11 protein-coding genes and 1 pseudogene are annotated in these 18,053 nt (G+C 72.1%); 6 read left to right on the plus strand and 6 right to left on the minus strand.

The annotated features are described in order from the left end of the window. Positions 1 to 49: 49 nt before the first annotated feature. From ACFWV8_RS10545 to abc-f, 3 genes are all read left to right on the plus strand, one after another. The gene (locus ACFWV8_RS10545; protein ID WP_384199584.1) at positions 50 to 1,144 is read left to right on the plus strand and encodes a hypothetical protein; all 1,095 of its coding nucleotides are present in this window, start codon (positions 50 to 52) and stop codon (positions 1,142 to 1,144) included. Between the two features lie 51 nt (positions 1,145 to 1,195). Then, the gene (locus ACFWV8_RS10550; RefSeq protein ID WP_384199586.1) at positions 1,196 to 1,894 is read left to right on the plus strand and encodes a phosphotransferase; all 699 of its coding nucleotides are present in this window, start codon (positions 1,196 to 1,198) and stop codon (positions 1,892 to 1,894) included. A gap of 366 nt (positions 1,895 to 2,260) precedes the next feature. After that, complete coding sequence (abc-f, locus tag ACFWV8_RS10555) at positions 2,261 to 3,877, plus strand: ribosomal protection-like ABC-F family protein (protein WP_384199588.1); 1,617 nt, start codon at positions 2,261 to 2,263, stop codon at positions 3,875 to 3,877. Between the two features lie 211 nt (positions 3,878 to 4,088). Here the strand turns inward: abc-f and ACFWV8_RS10560 are convergent, their stop codons facing one another. The 4 genes and pseudogenes from ACFWV8_RS10560 to rpsA all read right to left on the minus strand — a co-directional run bounded on the left by ACFWV8_RS10560 (position 4,089) and on the right by rpsA (position 8,291). After that, entirely contained in the window at positions 4,089 to 5,087 is a 999-nt protein-coding gene (locus tag ACFWV8_RS10560) for a GNAT family N-acetyltransferase (RefSeq protein ID WP_384199590.1), read from the minus strand. A 231-nt stretch (positions 5,088 to 5,318) separates the two neighbouring features. After that, positions 5,319 to 5,439, minus strand: a pseudogene (locus ACFWV8_RS10565) (dephospho-CoA kinase); the annotation flags it as partial. A gap of 59 nt (positions 5,440 to 5,498) precedes the next feature. Then, positions 5,499 to 6,437, minus strand: coding sequence for a PAC2 family protein (locus ACFWV8_RS10570; RefSeq protein WP_384199592.1), 939 nt, complete (start codon positions 6,435 to 6,437; stop codon positions 5,499 to 5,501). Positions 6,438 to 6,767: 330 nt separating this feature from the next. Next, positions 6,768 to 8,291, minus strand: coding sequence for a 30S ribosomal protein S1 (gene rpsA / locus ACFWV8_RS10575; RefSeq protein ID WP_189108602.1), 1,524 nt, complete (start codon positions 8,289 to 8,291; stop codon positions 6,768 to 6,770). A 386-nt stretch (positions 8,292 to 8,677) separates the two neighbouring features. Here rpsA and ACFWV8_RS10580 point away from each other — a divergent pair, with 386 nt between their 5' ends. Beyond that, on the plus strand, positions 8,678 to 9,517 hold the full coding sequence (locus ACFWV8_RS10580) for a class I SAM-dependent methyltransferase (protein WP_384199594.1): 840 nt from the start codon (positions 8,678 to 8,680) through the stop codon (positions 9,515 to 9,517). A 4-nt stretch (positions 9,518 to 9,521) separates the two neighbouring features. Next, a complete protein-coding gene (gene hrpB / locus ACFWV8_RS10585) occupies positions 9,522 to 12,053 on the plus strand; it encodes an ATP-dependent helicase HrpB (protein ID WP_384199596.1) in 2,532 nt (843 codons plus the stop codon). Positions 12,054 to 12,442: 389 nt separating this feature from the next. Here hrpB and ACFWV8_RS10590 read toward each other — a convergent pair whose 3' ends face one another. Next, complete coding sequence (locus ACFWV8_RS10590; RefSeq protein WP_384199598.1) at positions 12,443 to 14,131, minus strand: lytic transglycosylase domain-containing protein; 1,689 nt, start codon at positions 14,129 to 14,131, stop codon at positions 12,443 to 12,445. A gap of 239 nt (positions 14,132 to 14,370) precedes the next feature. Here ACFWV8_RS10590 and ACFWV8_RS10595 point away from each other — a divergent pair, with 239 nt between their 5' ends. After that, the gene (locus ACFWV8_RS10595) at positions 14,371 to 15,240 is read left to right on the plus strand and encodes a DUF4184 family protein (RefSeq protein WP_384199600.1); all 870 of its coding nucleotides are present in this window, start codon (positions 14,371 to 14,373) and stop codon (positions 15,238 to 15,240) included. A 25-nt stretch (positions 15,241 to 15,265) separates the two neighbouring features. Here ACFWV8_RS10595 and polA read toward each other — a convergent pair whose 3' ends face one another. Continuing rightward, a complete protein-coding gene (polA, locus tag ACFWV8_RS10600) occupies positions 15,266 to 17,977 on the minus strand; it encodes a DNA polymerase I (RefSeq protein ID WP_384199602.1) in 2,712 nt (903 codons plus the stop codon). Positions 17,978 to 18,053: the final 76 nt, after the last annotated feature.

Below are 18,053 nucleotides of genomic sequence, written 5' to 3' on the forward strand. Positions count from 1 at the left end.
CCCCCACATCATCTCTTCACCTGTTCTCCGTAACTCTGGGGGCCATCCGATGGCACGCGTCCTGCCCTTCGTCCTCTTCGCGTTCGGCGTCTGGTTCTGGCTGAAGGCCCGCCGGAGCGTGTCCTCACTCGTCGGTACGGAAGCGGAGCTGGGGCTGCTGCCCAGGGACCGGCAGAACACCGAGCTGGCGGGACCGGACGCCGCCCTGGAGCACGCCCTCACCGAGGCGCGGGCGGGGCGCTGGCAGCCGGCGGCGGAGCTGCTGGCCGCCACGGGCAGGAACCGGGACTGGGAGCGGCGGTCGCTCTACGCCCGCGTGCTGGGCGAGGCGGCGGCCCGGGACGACTCCTGGCTGCGGGCCTGGCGCGCGACACGCTCCGGCGGCTCCCCCGACGTGGACGCGGAGCTGGTCCAGGCGTCGGCGACGGTCTCGCGCGCGTGGCTGCTGCGGGGCTCGCCGTACGCCAGGCACACCACGCCCGAGCAGGCGGACGCCTTCCACGAACTGCTGCCGGACGCCCGCGCGGACACCACCCGCGCGGCGGCGCTGGGCCCGGAGGATCCGACGCCGTACATCATCGAGATCCGTACGGCGCTGGGCGTCGGCTACGGCCCCGAGCAGATGCGCGAGCTGTGGGCGGAGATCACGGCCCGCACCCCGCACCCCACGTCGGCGCCGCTGTACGGGGCGCACGAGGCGGCGATCCAGTACTGGAGCGAGCGCTGGCACGGCTCGGCGGAGCTGGCCGGGGAGTTCGCGGCCCAGGCGACGGCTGACGCGCCGCCGGGCACGCTGATGACGGCCCTTCCGCTGATCGCCTGGTACGACCACCACGACGCGACGGCGACGCCCCGCGACTACGTGTCGCCGCGGCTGACGGCCCTGGTCGACGCGGCCCTGGCGGACGCGGCGGCGGCGCCCCCGGACCACCCCCGGCTCCCTGAGGTGCGGCACCTGCTGGCGTACTTCCTGACCCGGCAGTCCCGGCACGAGGAGGCCCTGGAGGCCTTCCGGCAGGTCGACGGCCAGGTGAACGCCCTTCCGTGGCGCACCCGTCGGGACCCGGCCGCGTTCTTCACGACGACCCGCACGACGGCCCTGCGCGGCACGGAGGCACGCACCCGTATCAGCAAGGGCGTCTGAGCGGTGCCCGCTGGTTCGTCCGTGTCCAACGGGGCCTGGCATCGTGGGGGTATGGACGAGACTCCTCTGCCCGGCGGGTTCATCAATCAGGTCGTACGTGTCGGCGACACGCAACATGCCGCGTACACACGTGAGTTGCTCGGGTTCTTCGAGGAGCGCGGCTGGGGCGGCGCGCCGCGGTTCCGGGGGCTCGACGAGCAGGGGCGCGAGGTGTTCGAGCACATCGAGGGACAGGTGGATCTGCCGGTCTCCGACGCGCGGCTGGCGCGGATCTCCAAGCTCGTGCGGGAGTTCCACGATCTGACGGCCGGCTCGCCGCTCGCCGGCGGACGCGAGGTCGTGTGCCACAACGACCTCTCGCCGAGGAACACCGTCTACGCGGCGGCGCCCGGCGCCGAACCGCTGCCGGTGGCCCTCATCGACTGGGACCAGGCCGCCCCCGGCGAACGTATCCACGACGTCGCCCACCTCTGCTGGCAGTATCTGGACCTCGGCCCGCGCGTACCGGACGTGGGCGACACCGCCCGCCGGATCACGCTGGTCTGCGACGCGTACGGCCTGGACGACCGGGACGGCATCGTCCGCACGATCCTCTGGTGGCAGGACCGCGCCTGGCGCGGCATCGACGGGGCCGCGGACCGCGGCGACCCGGCGATGACGGCGCTGCGCGAGAGGGGTGTGGTGGACGACATCCAGGCGGCGTACACGTGGGTGTCGGCGCACGCCTTCGAACTGGCCGCGAAGCTCTAGGTCCTGTCCGGCGGATCTTCGTGGATCAGCCCGGGGCGCCTGGTGCGGTGCATCGCAAGGCGGAGGATCGGGCTCGTACTGGACGTACTTGGCCGACTCCGACAACGCGGCGAGGTGCCGTGCCGGGCGTTCCGGGCCCGCGAAGATCCGCCGGACAGGGCCTAGGTCCTCGTCCAGAAAATCGAAGGGCGCCCCCGAGCACCCTTCGGTACGGTGGCCCGCATGGGTTCGTACTCGTACTACTACTTCCGCTGATTCCGGGCGCGGACGTCCCGGCGTAGATCCTCCGGATCCGCCGGCGTCCCGAGCTGCCCGTACGACATCACCCCAGCCCCGCAGAGGGCATGTCACTTTCAGGGAAGAAGCATGCGCGAACGCGCCCAGTTGTCGATGAAGGACGTCTCCAAGTCGTACGGCGACCGGACCGTCCTCGATCAGGTGTCGCTCTCCGTACGGCCCGGCGAGAAGGCCGGTGTCATCGGGGAGAACGGCTCCGGGAAGTCCACCCTCCTGCGGCTGCTGGCCGGGGCCGAGGCGGTGGACGGCGGGGAGGTCACCGTCCTCTTCCCCGGCGGGGTCGGGTATCTCGCCCAGACCCTCGGGCTCGGCCCCCGCAGCACCGTCCAGGCAGCCGTGGACGCCGCTCTCGCCGACCTGCGGGAGCTCGAACGCCGTATCCGCGCGGCGGAGACCACGCTCGCCGCCGCGACGGAGGCCGAACTGACCGCGTACGGCGAGCTGTTGACCGCCTACGAGGAGCGCGGCGGCTACGAGGCCGACGCCCGCGTCGACGCCGCCCTGCACGGACTCGGGCTCGCCCACATCGGCCGGGAGCGCCCGCTCGGGTCGCTCTCCGGCGGCGAGCAGTCCCGGGTGGCGCTGGCCTGCGTCCTCGCGGCGGCTCCCGAACTGCTGCTGCTCGACGAGCCGACCAACCATCTCGATCTCCGGGCCACCACCTATCTCGAAGAGCGACTGCGGGCGCACCGCGGCACGGTGGTCGCCGTCACCCACGACCGCGCGTTCCTGGAGAGCATCGCGACGACGATCCTGGAGGTCGACCGGGACACCCGTGCCGTGACCCGGTACGGCGACGGCTGGACCGGCTACCGCACGGCCAAGGCCGCCGCCCGCCGCCGCTGGGAGCAGGACCATCAGGAGTGGCTGGAGGAGCTGGCCCGTACGAAGGAGCTGGTCAGCGCCGCCGGGACGCGGCTCGCGTCGACCGGGAAGGACCCCAGGCAGGGCTTCGGCAAGCACCGCCGCTCGCACGAGGCGAAGCTGTCGGGCCAGGTCAGGGCGGCGCGGGTACGTCTTGAGCGGCTGGAGCGCGAGCCGGTGCCCGCCCCGCCGGAGCCGCTCACCTTCGCGGCCACCCCGGTCACCACCGGGACCGGGGCGGCGTGTCTGGTGGAGCTGACCGGCATCGTGGTCGGGGACCGGCTGCGGGTGGACTCTCTCCAGGTGAGGGCGGGGGCCTGGCTGCTGGTCGACGGACCCAACGGCGCGGGCAAGACCACGCTGCTGCGGGTGCTGGCCGGGGATCTCACCCCGGACGCGGGCACGGTGCGCCGTACGGCCGAAGTCGGCTATCTGGCCCAGGAGTTGGCCCCCGCCACCACGGCGTCGCGGCTCTCGCTGCTGGGGGCGTTCGCGGCGGGCAGGAGGGGCCTGCCCGAGGAGCACAGGGACGGGCTGCTGGCCCTCGGGCTCTTCCGCGAGGAGGACTTGTCCGTCCCTGTGGCCGGGCTCTCCGTGGGCCAGCGGCGCCGGCTCGAACTGGCGAGGCTGCTGACCCGGCCGGCCGACCTGCTGATCCTGGACGAGCCGACGAACCATGTGGCGCTGAGCCTGGTAGAGGAGCTGGAACGGGCGCTCGTCGGATACGAGGGCGCGGTGGTCGTGGTCTCGCACGACCGCCGCTTCCGCGACGAATTCGCGGGCACACGCCTGAAGTTGGCAGCCGGGCAGGTGGTGCCGTAGGCCCTGTCCGGGCCTGGGTCGTGTCTGACGAATCCCGCCTGGCGCGCGACGCCCCGCGCGCACGCCCGCCGCGTTGTCGGAGTCGCCCACGTACGCCCCGTACGAGGGCGATCCTCCGCCTTGCGGGCGCAGGCACCGGCGAGTCATCAGCCGCTCCGCGGCGGGGCGCGCCCCGCCCCGCGGGCGGACGGCGCTATTTGTCAGACACGACCTAGAGCTTGGCCTGGAAGATCGCGGCCGGCCGCTCACGCCGGTACCCGAGCGCCGCGTTCACCGCCAGCATCGGGCCGTTGTCGTCGGCGACGGTGGTGCTGATCTCCCGTACGCCCGGGTGGCGTTCGGCGAGCGTGCCCAGCAGACGGCGTTTGACCGCCCGGCCCAGTCCGCGCCCGCGGTGCTCCGGGACGACCACCGTGTCGTACTGGAGCGCCCGGGTGTGCGACGGGTCGCGCAGGACGAGTCCGGAGTACGCGGCGACCCGGTCCACGCCCTCGCCCGCGCCGTCCGCCTCCGCGAGCACCACCGAGGTGAGGATGATGCCGCCCCGGTCGTCCACGAGCCGGGCCGCGCCCCGTACGCGCTCCACGTCCCATCTCGGCCGCTGCTCGTCCACACCGCCGCCGGGCGCGCCCCGCATCACGTCGTGCGCCCGCGCGAACTCGTCGGCGAGTGCGTCCGGGACGATGCCGTCCCAGTCCTCGAACCGGTAGCCGTCGGGCAGCCGGGCCGCCGGCAGTTGGGCGTCCGCCTCCCGGACCCGCTGCACGTACCAGGCCAGCGGCAGTGCCTTGCCGAAGCCGAGCCCGTCGACGAACGCCTCGCCGGCGCCGCCCAGTTCGAGCATGGTGGAGACCGAACTGCGCCGGTCGGCGGCCAGTTCGGCCCGTATCGCGCTCCACAGCTGTGCGCCGACACCCCGTCGCCGGGCCCGGGGACGGACGACCAGGGCGTCGAGGAAGGCCGTGTGCCGCCTGCTCTCCTCGGTGTAGAGGAGCAGCGCGGCCACGCCGTCGTAGGAACCGTCGGGAGCGGCCCACACCAGATGGAGCATGCGGGCGTTCGGCGGCCGCACACGCAGCCTTCCGGCGGTCTCGGTGCGGCTGGGCTCCGGTACGGACGCGGGCACGTCCTGGAGATGGGCAGCCGAGATCACGTCATGCCAGGCGTCTGTCTCCGCCTCCGAAGGCGGGGTCCCCAGAGTCATCAGCATGATCCGAACTTACGCGTACAACCCGGCCTGCGCCCCCGAGTTGTACGTGCTTTCCGGACAGTGAGACCCGTTTTCCGCGCCCTTGGTTGCCTCTGGGGCACCACCAAGTTCCCGTGAGGCCCCACGACGCGCCACGGCGGCGGCACCCGGGGGGGGGGGCGCCCCCCGGGGGGGGGGGTGCCCCCGGGGCCCCTTGGGTTCCAACCGGGGGGGCCCCGGGGGGGCGCCGGCGCCCCACCACCTCTCTGGCGATCTTGTCCGCGTCCACCAGCACCGCGCCGTACGAGACGAGCAGTCGGGACACTTCGCTCTTTCCGGCACCGATTCCGCCGGTCAGGCCCACTTTCAGCATGTCTCGCAGCCTAGAGCGTGCAACGGGCGTTTTACGAGACTGCCGGACGTCCGGACGTCTCAGGAGTCGCCCTCGCGCTCGGCGAGGAACTTCTCGAATTCGAGCCCGATCTCGTCCGCCGACGGCAGATCCACCGGCTCGGCCACCAGATTGCCCCTGCTCTCGGCCCCGGACACCGCGTCGTACTGATGCTCAAGGCCCTGCACCATCGTCACCAGCTCCTCGTCCCCCTCGCCGAGCTGGCGTTCGATCTCGGTCTGGGTGCGCTGCGCCTCCGTACGGAGGGCGTGCGCGACGCCCGGCAGGACGAGTCCCGTCGCCGCCGTGATGGCCTCCAGCGCGGTCAGCGCCGCGTCCGGGTACGAGGACCGCGCCACGTAGTGCGGGACATGCGCGGCCACGCCGAGAACGTCGTGGCCCGTCTCCATCAGCCGGAACTCGACCAGCGCCTCGGCGCTGCCGGGCACCTGGGCCTCGTCGAAGGGGCTGCGATGGCCCGGCATGAGGTCGGTGCGGTTGCCGTGCGGGGTGATGCCGACGGGGCGCGTGTGCGGGACGCCCATGGGGATGCCGTGGAAGTTGACGGCCAGCCGTACGCCGAGGCGCTCGACGACCTGCGAGACGGCCGCGGCGAAGCGCTCCCACTCCACGTCCGGCTCGGGTCCCGACAGCAGCAGGAACGGGGCGCCGGTGGCGTCCTGGACGAGCCGTACCTCCAGTGCCGGCGTCTCGTAGCCCGACCAGCGGTCGCGCCGGAACGTCAGCAGCGGGCGGCGGGCACGGTAGTCGACCAGCCTGTCGTGGTCGAAGCGCGCCACCACCTGGTGAGGCAGCGACTCCAGCAGGTTCTCGACGATCTGGTCGCCTGTCTCACCCGCGTCGATGTAGCCCTCGAAGTGATAGAGCATGACAAGGCCCGCGGACTCCTGTGCGAGCGCCATGTCGACGACTGCCAGGCCCTTGGGCTCCCACTCGTACAAATCCTGCGGATCAAGCACGATTACCGGTCCTCCTCGTGTTCCTCAGGAAGAACGCGCCTCCGGGCGTGAGCATTCCCCGGCCGCGCACCCCGCATCCGGCCGGTGACGGACGGACCGGAACCCGTCCGTGCGGGCACCGTGGGTCCCGGCGCCGGTGGTACGGGAATCAACAAGCCGACAGCGTACGGCACTTGGCCGCCGTTGATCTTCGCGGCCCGGCGATGCGCCCGGGGACGCCCCGGCGGCGTGGGCATGCGTAAGGCCCGCTCCCCTGGGGAGCGGGCCTTACGTCGAGCTGTCGACCGGTTACGGAAACCGGTCTCCGCAGCGGGTTACGGAGTCAGAGCGTCAGCTCTGGCCACCGGCCAGCTTCTCCCGCAGGGCGGCCAGGGCCTCGTCCGACGCCAGGGCGCCGGAGTTGTCCTGGGACTCCGAGGAGTACGAACCGCCGCCGCCACCGCCACCGTTGCCACCGGAGGCGGCGGGAGCCGCGCCGGCCGGGGCGGCAGCGCCCTCGGCAGCGGCGGCCTCGTCGGCCTCGCGGGACTTGATGACCTGCGCCTGGTGCTGCTCGAAGCGGGTCTGCGCCTCGGCGTACTGGGTCTCCCACACCTCGCGCTGAGCCTCGAAGCCCTCGAGCCAGTCGTTGGTCTCGGGGTCGAAGCCCTCGGGGTAGATGTAGTTGCCCTGGTCGTCGTACGAGGCGGCCATGCCGTACAGCGTCGGGTCGAACTCGACCGAGGCCGGGTCACCGCCGAACGCCTCGTTGGCCTGCTTCAGCGAGAGGCTGATGCGACGGCGCTCCAGGTCGATGTCGATGACCTTGACGAAGATCTCGTCGTTGACCTGGACGACCTGCTCCGGGATCTCCACGTGGCGCTCGGCCAGCTCGGAGATGTGGACCAGACCCTCGATGCCCTCGTCGACGCGGACGAACGCACCGAACGGAACGAGCTTGGTGACCTTGCCGGGAACGACCTGGCCGATCTGGTGCGTCCGGGCGAACTGCTGCCACGGGTCTTCCTGCGTCGCCTTGAGCGACAGGGAGACACGCTCGCGGTCCATGTCCACGTCGAGAACCTCGACGGTGACCTCCTGGCCGACCTCGACAACCTCGGAGGGGTGGTCGATGTGCTTCCAGGAGAGCTCGGAGACGTGCACGAGACCGTCGACACCGCCGAGGTCCACGAACGCACCGAAGTTGACGATCGAGGAAACGACGCCGGAGCGGACCTGGCCCTTCTGCAGGGTCGTGAGGAAGGTCTGGCGAACCTCGCTCTGCGTCTGCTCCAGCCAGGCACGGCGGGACAGGACCACGTTGTTGCGGTTCTTGTCCAGCTCGATGATCTTGGCTTCGAGCTCCTTGCCCACGTAGGGCTGGAGGTCGCGGACGCGGCGCATCTCGACGAGAGATGCCGGCAGGAAGCCACGGAGGCCGATGTCGAGGATGAGTCCACCCTTGACGACCTCGATGACGGTGCCGGTGACGATGCCGTCCTCTTCCTTGATCTTCTCGATCGTGCCCCAGGCGCGCTCGTACTGCGCGCGCTTCTTGGACAGGATGAGCCGACCTTCCTTGTCCTCCTTCTGGAGAACGAGGGCCTCGATCTCATCGCCCACGGCGACGACCTCGTTGGGGTCGACGTCGTGCTTGATCGAAAGCTCGCGGGAGGGGATGACGCCTTCGGTCTTGTAACCGATGTCGAGCAGGACCTCGTCCCGGTCGACCTTCACGATGACGCCGTCGACGATGTCGCCGTCGTTGAAGTACTTGATCGTCTCGTCGATCGCGGCGAGGAATGCTTCCTCGTTACCGATGTCGTTGACCGCAACCTGCGGGGTGGTGGCGGTGGTCTCGGTGCTGCTCGTCATGTGGGTAAAGGCTCCGGTACGGACATTGAGTCGTAGGTACTGCCACGCCGAGAGCCCGTATCGCCATCTGCCGGAAGCCGGACAGCCTGGGAAGCGCCATTCCCGACGAGGAAGGCGCCTCGAACAGCCGAGGGGACCTACAACAGATGCGAGCGCGGCCTGCTACGTCTGAGGCGCGCAAGCCCGCAGCGCAACCTTTAGCATACGGGGGCAGCCGGACACGGTCAATGCGCGAAGGCGCACACCCGGGGCGGAACGCCCCATACCCGGCACAACATTCGTTTCATGAGGCCACAGCGGCCGCACCGTGGCCCCGGTCGCCACCGGCCGACTACGGAGCGGCACAGGCGCGTGGGGCCTCTCCGCACACTACGACGACGGACACGATGAGCCAAGACCAGGCAGAGCATCAGCACACGGAGCGTCAGACGGAGTGGGAGCCCGAAGCCACCCGGCGTGACAGCGACGGCACGGAGAGCAGCCGCGCCAACCGGGGCTGGTGGAACCGGAACGCGGACGACTACCAGATCGAGCACGGCACCTTCCTGGGCGACGACAGGTTCGTGTGGGGGCCCGAGGGGCTGGACGAGGTGGAGGCGGAGCTCCTGGGGCCGCCCGAGTCGCTCAAGGGCCTCGACGTCCTGGAGATCGGGGCGGGCGCGGCGCAGTGTTCGCGCTGGCTGACGAAGCAGGGGGCGCGTCCGGTGGCGCTCGACCTCTCACACCGGCAGCTCCAGCACGCGCTGCGCATCGGCGACGAGGTGCCTCTTGTGGAGGCGGACGCGGGAGCGCTGCCCTTCGGTGACGGTTCCTTCGACCTGGCGTGCTCCGCGTACGGCGCGATCCCCTTCGTGGCCGACCCGGTGCGGGTGTTCCGCGAGGTGCGGCGGGTGCTGCGGCCGGGCGGGCGCTGGGTCTTCTCGGTCACGCACCCGATCCGTTGGGCGTTCCCCGACGAGCCGGGTCCCGAGGGCCTTTCGGTGTCCGCGTCGTACTTCGACCGCACGCCGTACGTGGAGCAGGACGAGCGGGGACGCGCGGTGTACGTCGAGCACCACCGGACGGTGGGTGACCGGGTACGCGACGTGGTGGCGGGCGGTTTCCGGCTCGTCGACCTGGTGGAGCCGGAGTGGCCGGCCTGGAACACCCAGGAGTGGGGCGGCTGGTCGCCGCTGCGCGGGAATCTGATCCCGGGGTCGGCGATCTTCGTCTGCGTACGAGACTGAGGGCGTGATCCGCGAAGACGCACTCGGCGCCCTGCCCGTCCGTACCGCCCTGCCCGCGCTGGAGGCGGCCATCGACGGGCCCGGGTGCGCCGTGTTGTGCGCGCCGCCCGGCACGGGCAAGACGACGCTGGTGCCGCTCGTGCTGGCCGGGCTCGTGGGTGCGCACGGCGGCGCCGCGCGGGGACCCCGGCGGCGGGTGGTCGTCGCCGAGCCGCGCCGGATCGCCGCGCGTGCGGCGGCCCGCCGGATGGCGTGGCTGCTGGGCGAACGGGTCGGTGGGAGCGTCGGGTTCACGGTGCGCGGGGAGCGCGTGGTGGGGCGCGAGACGGTGGTGGAGGTGGTGACCACCGGCGTACTGCTCCAGCGGCTCCAGCGCGACCAGGAGCTCGGCGGGGTCGATGTGGTGATCATCGACGAGTGCCACGAACGGCATCTGGACGCCGACACGGTGGCGGCCTTCCTGCTGGACGTACGGGCCACTCTCCGCCCCGGACTGCGGCTGGTAGCCGCGTCCGCGACGACCGACGCCGAGGGGTGGGCGCGGCTGCTGGGGGACGCGCCTGTGGTGCAGGCGCGGGGCGTCACGCATCCTTTGGAGGTCGTGTGGGCGCCGCCGTCGCGCCCGGTGCGTCCGCCGCACGGGATGCGGGTCGATCCCGCGCTGCTGACACATATGGGCACGGTGGTGAGCAGGGCGCTGGCCGAGCGGGCGGGCGATGTGCTGGTGTTCCTGCCGGGCGTCGGCGAGATCGCCCGGATGGCGAACCTGCTGGGCGACCGGCAGAGCCTGGGCGCCGATGTCCTTCAGGTGCACGGGCGGGCCCCGGCGGAGGTGCAGGACGCCGTGCTCGCGGGGTCGGGGGACGGCAACCGCCGCGTCGTACTGGCGACTTCGGTGGCGGAGTCGAGCCTGACGGTGCCGGGCGTGCGGGTGGTGGTCGATTCGGGTCTGGCGCGTGAGCCGCGTACGGACCACGCGCGGGGGCTGAGCGCGCTCACCACCGTGCGGGCCTCACAGGCGACGGCACGCCAGCGCGCGGGGCGGGCGGGGCGTGAGGGGCCGGGGGTGGTCTACCGGTGCTGGGACGAGGCGGAGGACGCGCGGCTCGCGCGGTTCCCGGCGCCCGAGATCAAGGTCGCCGATCTGGCGTCGTTCGCGTTGCAGGCCGCGTGCTGGGGCGATCCGGACGCCTCGGGCCTCGCGCTGCTCGACGCGCCGCCGGCGGGGGCGTTGGCCGCCGCGCGGGCGGTGCTGGCCGCGATCGGGGCGGTCGACGGCGACGGCCGGGTGACCGAGCGGGGCGTGCGCATGTCCCGGCTCGGTCTCCATCCGCGGCTGGCCCGCGCCCTGCTCGACGGCGCCCGGGAGGTCGGCGCGCAACGGGCCGCGGAGGTGGTGGCACTGCTGAGCGAGGAGCCGCCGAGGACGTACGGGGACGACCTGGCGGCGGCCTGGCGCAGGGCGAGACGGGGCGGGGACGCGTACGCGCCGCGCTGGCGCCGGGAGGTGCGGAGGCTGGCCTCCGCCGGTGCCGGCACCGGCGGCGCGGAGGCGGGCGGGCTGCCGGACGATGCCGTCGTCGGGGTCGTCGCCGCGTACGCCTTCCCCGAGCGAGTGGCGCGCGCCCGTGGCGGCGGCGCGTTCCTCATGGCGTCGGGGACCGGTGCCGAACTCGCCGAGGCGTCCGGGCTGCGCAGCGCGCCCTGGCTGGCCGTCTCCGTCGCGGACCGGCCTACGACGGCGGCCTCGGCCCGGGTGCGGCTGGCCGCCGTCATCGACGAGGACACCGCCCGTGACGCCGCCGCGCATCTGCTGGTCTCGGGCGAAGAGGTGCGCTGGGAGGACGGCGACGTCGTCGCCAGACAGGTGCGGCGGCTCGGCGCGATCGAACTGTCCGCGCGGCCGCTGCGCGAGCCCGACCCGGCCCTGGTGCGAGCAGCCCTGCTGGAGGGTCTGCGGCGGGAGGGTCCGGGCGCCCTGCTGCACTGGACGCGTGACGCGCAGGCGCTGCGCGAGCGACTGGGCTTTCTGCGCCGGGCGTTGGGCGCTCCGTGGCCGGACGTCTCGGACGCGGCCCTGCTCGACGGCGCCGGTGACTGGCTGGAGCCCGAGTTGTCGAAGGCCGGGCGCCGGGCCGATCTGGCGCGGATCGAGGCGGGCCAGGCGCTGCGGCGGCTGCTGCCGTGGTCGTCGGGGCAGGCGGCGCGGCTGGACGAACTGGCGCCGGAGCGCCTCCAGGTGCCGAGCGGATCGCGCGTACGGGTCGACTACGGCGGCGAGCAACCCGTACTGGCGGTGAAACTCCAGGAGTTGTTCGGTCTGACGGAGACGCCGAAGGTCGCGGGGGTGCCGGTGCTGGTCCATCTGCTGTCCCCCGCCGGGCGCCCCGCGGCCGTCACGGCGGATCTGGCGTCCTTCTGGCGGGAGGGCTACCGCGCGGTCCGCGCGGAGCTGCGGGGGCGCTACCCGCGCCACCCGTGGCCGGAGGACCCGACACGGGCGGTCGCGACGCGGCGCCTGAAGGACCGTCGATAGGCCGTGTCTTCGCCGTGTCTTCGAAGGGGCGCCGTTCGCCCGCGGGGCGGGACCCGCAGGGCTGGTGCGGTGCCTCGCAAGGCGGAGGATCGTGCTCGTACTGGACGTACGTGAGCGACTGAGGACACCGAAGGGCCCCCGCGCCCGGAGGGCCTGGGCGTGTGGTGAAAGTCCCCCTGGCACGCGACGCCCGGCATGCAGGCTCTCCCCCGTAGCCCCCAACGGGGCACGGGAGGTGGCCCCCTGCGTTATCGGAGTCGTGCCAGACCGCGCGCAGTACCGGGCTTTCCGGGCACGCCCCGGGTGGTCGTAAGCCCGCGGAACGCGCCGACGCCGCCCCTCCGTCCGTGACAGAGGGGCGGCGTGCGCTGGGTGCCGTAGGCCCCGGGCTACGCGGGGGCGGTGACCTTCAGTTCGATCGTCACCGTCGCGCCGCCCGCCGTCTCGATCCGCAGCAGGAACGTGCCCGTCGTGTCGTCCGCGTAGATCTTCGGAAGTACGAGCAGGCCCTGGTCGTTCGTCTTCAGCCCCTCCAGGGACCTGAGCGGCTGACCGTCCTCGCCCTTGAAGTACGGGCCCTTGTCGGCCGGCGACGCGTCGTCGGCCGACTTGACCAGGGTGGCCTTGACCGCCACGCCCCCTGCCGTCTGGCCCTGGTTGGTGGCCTTGACCTCGATCGCGTCGGCGAACTCCGCGCCCGGCGCCGCGTTGAGTTCCTTGTCGCTGGTCCGGACCACCGCGTCCGCCTGGCGCTCGGTGACGGTCGCCGTGAAGTCGAGCGCCGGGACCGTACGGCCCACGGCACTCGCCCGCACCGTGAAGTCGCCGGTGTTCTCGCCCGCCTGGAGCGCGGGCGCCGTGGCGACGCCGTCACTGCCGCTGGTGACGGTGGCCTGCTTGCCGCCGCCCGTGAAGGTCGCGTCGGTGTCGCCGACGATCTCGAACCGTACGGCCACCTTGCCGACGGCCTTGCCCGTGGCGTCCTCGCCGCGCACCGAGACGCGCTCCGCGAACGCCCCGCCCGCCGTGGCGGACAGCTTGCCCGTGCCCGCGTTCTCCAGCCGCTGGACGGTCGGTGCGGGGGTCGCGGGCGGTGTCGTCGTCGGCGGCTTCGGAGGCTTGGGGGGCTTGGGCGACGGCGAGTCGCCCGGATCCTGCGGGCTCGGGGACGAGCCGGGGCTCGGCGTTTTGCCGGGCTTCGACGGGGTCGGGCTCGGGCTCGGCGAGTTCCCGGAGCCGCCCGGGTTCAGCGGGCCGGGGCCCGTGGGCAGCACGCCCGTCCCGTCCGGCACCTCGTGGGTGCCACGCTTGTAGTAGTCGAGCCAGGACAGGACCGTGGCCAGATACTCGTTCGAGCGGTTGTAACTGAGGATCGCCTGGTCGAGATTGGCCTGAACCGACAGGTCGCGGTTGTTGGCGCAGAGATAGCGGCCGGCGGCGAGCGCCGCGTCGAAGATGTTGTTCGGGTCCTCGCGGCCGTCGCCGTTCGCGTCCTGGCCCCAGGTGGCCCAGGTGGAAGGGATGAACTGCATCGGGCCCACGGCACGGTCGTGGGTCTTGTCCCCGTCGTACTCGCCGTTGTCGGTGTCCGAGATGTTGGCGAAGCCGACACCGTTGAGCACCGGGCCCAGGATCGGCGTGAGCGTGGTGCCCTCGCTGTCGACCCTGCCGCCGCGCGCCTGGCCCGACTCGACCTTGCCGATCGCGGCGAGGAGCTCCCACGGCAGTTTGCAGCCGGGGTTGGTGATCGCGATGCTCTGTTCGGCCTGCTTGTACGCGGCCAGCACCGAGGCAGGTATACCGGCCTCCGACTCACCGCCGAGGCCCGGCAGATCGATCGAAGTGCCGGGCTTGTTCGGGGTGTTCAGCGGCGGGAGGTCCGTGTGATACGAGGAGTCGCCGGAGGCCGAGCCGTCGCTGTCCGGCACGCTCGATCCGGACGCCTGCTTTCCGCCGCCGTCACCGCCACCGGAGACGATGGCCGGGGCCTGCGAGGCGGAGAGTGCGGCGACCGCGAGCGCGGCGACCGCGGTGGTGGTCGCCCCTCTGCGGAGCCGGCGGCCGAATTTCGCTGCCATACGTCTGGTCCCTCCCGGTGAACAGCGGTTCGCGCTCCCAGCGCGAGGACTCAGGCGACCCTACGGCAACTCCCTGTGTACGCACATGGGCCGCTGACCGCTTTTCACCGGTTCGCCACCTCCCGGCTTCCCGTAGGTCGAACCGTTGGCGAGGAAGTGACGTCCTCCATACTGACTCCGTGCCAGGTGGGCGTGTTCCCTGCCTGATCGGACGACCACACGCCCCCGGGAGACCTGCCGTGCCTTTCACCTTGAGCCATGCCGCGGCGGTGCTGCCGGGCGTCAGAAGGGACGGCACGTCGCGCGGGCCGCTGCTCGCCTCCGCGCTCGTCGCCGGGTCGATGGCACCCGACATGACCTACTTCGCGGCGACCGCCGTGCCCGCCGCCATGGAGTTCGGTGAGGTGACGCACGGCCCGGTGGGCCTGTTCACCGTCGACGCCGTCATCGCCGCGGCCCTGGTGGGCCTCTGGCTGATGCTGCGTGAGCCGTTGCTCGCGCTGTTGCCCACCGCCTGGCAGGGGCGGGCGTACGCCTTCGTACGAGGACCCGACCGGCGCGGCGGACGGCGCGGGGCGCTCGCCGCCCGGTTCTATGTCTCGGCGGTGCTCGGCGCGTCCACCCATGTGGTGTGGGACGCGTTCACGCACATCGACCGGTGGGGCACCCGTATGGTGCCCGCGCTGGGGGAGGTCGTCGCCGGCTTCCCGCTCTACACGTACACGCAGTACGGCAGTTCGGCGCTGGCGGCGGTGGCGCTCTGCTGGTTCACGGTCTCCGCCCTGCACCGGCTGCCCCGGTCTTCCGCGCCGGGCTCGGTGCCCGTACTCGTACGGCGCGAGCGCCTGCTCGCCTACGCGCTGCTCGCCGGGTGCGTGCTGACCGCCATGGCGCACCGGTTCATCCGTTGGTACGACTACCACGGGCAGGTGTCGACACCGCTGGACGTCATCCCGACGCTCTGCTTCGGCGCCGGGGCGGGGCTGGCGGCGGGACTCGTGCTGTACGGCGCGGGCATGCGCCTGCGCGGAGCCCGTACGAAGCCGGTGGCGCCGCCGGCCGCGAACGACCGGACGGCGCCCGACCGTTCACGTACGGGATCGCGCTGAGCCGTGAGAGGAGCAGGCCCGCTGGTCAGTGGGCGGCCGAGTCCCAGTCCGGGCCGACGCCCACGGAGACGTCCAGCGGCGCCCGCAGCTCGGTCGCCGCGGCCATCTCGCGGATCACCAGCTCCTCCACCCGCTCCCGCTCACCGGGGGCGATCTCCAGCACGATTTCGTCGTGGACCTGGAGGAGCATGCGCGAAGCCAGCCCGGCTTCGGTCAGCGCCGTGTCGACCCGGAGCATCGCGACCTTCACGATGTCGGCGGCCGTGCCCTGGATCGGGGCGTTGAGCGCCATCCGCTCGGCCATCTCGCGACGCTGCCGGTTGTCGCTGTTGAGGTCCGGGAGATAGCGCCGGCGGCCGAGCATCGTCTCCGTGTAGCCCGTGGCCCTGGCCTCTTCGACCGCTCGCTGGAGATAGTCCCGTACGCCGCCGAAGCGCTCGAAGAAGGTGTCCATCAGGCCACGTGCCTCGGCCGCCTCGATGTTCAGCTGCTGGGAGAGGCCGAACGCCGAGAGGCCGTACGCCAGTCCGTACGACATCGCCTTGATCTTGCGGCGCATGTCGGGGGTGACGGCGGCCCGCTCCACGCCGAACACCTGGGAGGCGACGGTGTTGTGCAGGTCCTCGCCTGAGGTGAACGCCTCGATCAGGCCGGCGTCCTCGGACAGATGCGCCATGACGCGCAGCTCGATCTGGCTGTAGTCGGCGGTCATCAGCGACTCGTAGCCCTCGCCGACGACGAACCCGCGGCGGATGGCCCGGCCCTCGTCGGTGCGCACCGGCACGTTCTGCAGGTTGGGGTCGGTGGACGAGAGCCGGCCGGTGGCCGCCACCGTCTGGCTGAAGGTGGTGTGGATCCGGCCGTCGGCCGCGATCATCTTGACCAGGCCCTCGACGGTGACGCGGAGCCTGGCCTGCTCGCGGTGGCGCAGCATCAGGACGGGCAGTTCGTGCTCGGTCTGCGCGGCGAGCCAGGCGAGAGCGTCGGCGTCCGTCGTGTAACCGGTCTTGGTCTTCTTGGTCTTGGGCAGGGCCAGCTCGCCGAAGAGGACTTCCTGGAGCTGCTTGGGCGAGCCGAGGTTGAACTCGTGGCCGACCGAGGCGTGCGCCTCCTTGACCGCCTGCTGGACGGCGGCGGCGAACTGCTGCTCCAGGGTGACCAGATGGGGCTGGTCGGCCGAGATGCCGTTGCGCTCCAGCTTGGCGAGGAGCGCGGAGGTGGGCAGCTCGATCTCCTGGAGCAGCCGGGTGGCCCCGACCTCCTCCAGCCGTCCGGTGAAGGCGTCTCCGAGGTCGAGGACGGCGCGCGCCTGTGTCATCAGCGCGTCCGCCTCGGCCTGGTCGTCGCTGCCGAAGGCGAGCTGCCCGTCGCCGGCGGCGGCCGGGGCGAGTTCGCGTCCGAGGTATTCGACGGCGAGGGCGTCGAGCGCGAAGGAGCGGCGGCCGGGCTTGACCAGATACGCGGCGAGCGCGGTGTCCATGGTGACGCCGCCGACCCGCCAGCCGTGCTCGGGGGCGACCCGCATGGCGCTCTTCGCGTTGTGCAGCACCTTGGGGTGGTCCGCCGCAGCGAGCCAGGCGCCGAAGGCCTTCTCGTCCGCCTCGTCGAGCTGGGTGGTGTCGAACCAGGCGGCGGCGCCGTCGGCCGCGGCCAGCGCGACCTCGCTGATGCTGCCCGTGCCGAGCGCCCAGGTGTCGACGAGGGCGACGCCCAGCGGCTCGTCGCCGTGCTCGGCGAGCCAGGGCGCCAGTTCGCCGGAGGCGAGGACCTTGCCGTCGAGCTCGATGCCCGCGTCGGGGGCCGGGGCCTCGTCCTGGACGGCACCGGGGTCCACACCGAGCAGCCGCTCACGCAGGCTCGGATTGCGGATCTCCAGGACGTCGAGCACACCGGTGACGGCCGACCGGTCGTACGGGGAGCGCTCCAGGTCCTGCGCGGTCTTCGTCAGCTCGACGGTGCGTACAAGCTCGGTGAGATGGCGGTTGAGCTTGACCGAGGGCAGATGCTCGCGCAGATTCTGCCCGACCTTGCCCTTGACCTCCTCGGCGCGCTCCACGAGCTCGGCGAAGGAGCCGAACTGGTTGATCCACTTCGCGGCCGTCTTCTCGCCGACGCCCGGGATGCCGGGGAGGTTGTCCGACGGGTCGCCGCGCAGGGCGGCGAAGTCCGGATACTGCGCGGGGGTCAGGCCGTACTTCTCCTGGACCTTCTCCGGGGTGAAGCGGGTCAGCTCGGAGACGCCCTTGGTGGGATACAGCACCGTGGTGTGCTCGCTGATGAGCTGGAAGGAGTCCCGGTCGCCGGTGACGATGAGGACCTCGAAGCCGGCTTCCTCGGCCTGGGTGGCGAGGGTGGCGATGACGTCGTCCGCCTCGAAGCCCTCGATGGCGAACCGGTGCGCGTTCATCGCGTCCAGCAGCTCGCCGATCAGCTCGACCTGGCCCTTGAATTCGTCGGGCGTCTTGGAGCGGTTCGCCTTGTACTCCGGGAACTCCGCCGAGCGCCAGGTCTTGCGTGACACGTCGAAGGCCACCGCGAAGTGCGTGGGCGCCTCGTCACGCAGGGTGTTGGCCAGCATCGAGGCGAAGCCGTAGAAGGCGTTCGTCGGCTGGCCGGAGCTGGTGGTGAAATTCTCCGCGGGCAGCGCGAAGAACGCCCGGTACGCCAGGGAGTGCCCGTCCATGAGGAGCAGGCGAGGACGGTTGTCTTCGGTCTTCTTCGACGCTGTCTCAGCCACGTACTCGATCCTGCCACGCCCCACTGACAATCCTGACCGGCACTCCACCACGAGGGGCCCCCGGCGGTGCGTGACA

The sequence above is a fragment of the Streptomyces sp. NPDC058665 genome (genome assembly GCF_042714995.1).
In the GTDB taxonomy this organism is placed as follows: Bacteria; Actinomycetota; Actinomycetes; order Streptomycetales; family Streptomycetaceae; genus Streptomyces.